The organism is Lactobacillus delbrueckii subsp. delbrueckii DSM 20074 = JCM 1012, assembly GCF_001433875.1.
Classification (GTDB): domain Bacteria; phylum Bacillota; class Bacilli; order Lactobacillales; family Lactobacillaceae; genus Lactobacillus; species Lactobacillus delbrueckii.
The window spans coordinates 1-1,093 of the sequence record NZ_AZCR01000118.1 but is presented as its reverse complement, the minus strand read 5'-3'; the positions used below and the strand labels follow the sequence as shown (position 1 = coordinate 1,093).

Here is a 1,093-nt window from a genome sequence, read left to right as displayed (position 1 = left end):
TTGGTGGGAAACTGCCTGCGAGGATAGGAAGTTGCCGCGCGAGACAAGAGTCAGACGGAAGTCTGGCTCTTTTTGTTTTCTATAGTAAAATAGGTAAGAGTCTAGAGAATAAGAAAGATATAAAGACATGGACAGAATCGACAGAGAAAACAATCTGATCAGAATTATCGCTTTCGATGATCCCAGACTAAAGCTGTTTACTGATTACAATGAAGCTCAGCTCTTTCATTACTATGAGCCAGAAGCCGGTATTTTCATCGCTGAAAGTCCGAAAGTAATCGAGCGGGCAATTAGGGCCGGCTATGAGCCAATCGCCATGCTGGTGGAGGAAAAGGCCTTAGAACGTGATTTAGCGGACTTTGACCGGGAGCTGGCTGCTAACCACGATCACTTGCTTGATTTTCCGATCTTTGTCGCTCAGTCTGACCTTTTGCGCCAGCTGCCAGGCTATAATCTGCTTCGGGGCGCCATTTGTGCCTTTCGAAGAAAAAAGCGGCCAAGTCTGCGTGAATTTGCGGCTGCCTTGCCCAAGCATGCCAGAGTCGGGGTCTTAGAGAGCGTCGTCAATCCAACCAATGTTGGCGCTATTTTCCGCTCAGCCGCGGCCTTAGGCATGGACGGGGTCTTGATTACAACCGACTCCAGTGATCCCTTATACCGGAGAAGCGGCCGGGTCAGCATGGGGACGGTTTTCCAGGTGCCTTGGACTTATCTGGATCAAAAACTTTGGCGGGAAAAAGGCGTGGCCAGCCTGCAGGAATTGGGCTTTAAGACCGCGGCCATGGCTTTAAGGGACAACACGGTTGACATCGACGACCCGGTCTTAAAAGAAGCAGACCGTCTGGCTGTCATTTTAGGTTCTGAAGGACCAGGCCTGTTGCCGCAAACGATCGCGGAGAGCGACTATACGATCAAGATACCGATGGCTGAAGGAGTGGACTCCTTGAATGTTGCCGCCGCTAGCTCTTTAGCCTTTTGGGAAGTCAAAAAAGGACTGGATTAAGTCCGGTCCTTGATGTGACCCCCAAAATTGGGACAATTTAGTATTACGCCGTTAAGGTTGTTAAAACATGATTCCGATATTCAATCGGGG

General features: G+C 49.7%; 1 protein-coding gene. It reads left to right on the top strand.

Going from position 1 to position 1,093, the window contains the following annotated elements; translation table 11 throughout:
• The first annotated feature begins 127 nt into the window (after positions 1–127).
• Positions 128–1,003, top strand: a complete 876-nt coding sequence (locus tag FD23_RS08695; RefSeq protein ID WP_025896495.1) for a TrmH family RNA methyltransferase — start codon at positions 128–130, stop codon at positions 1,001–1,003.
• Positions 1,004–1,093 lie beyond the last annotated feature (90 nt).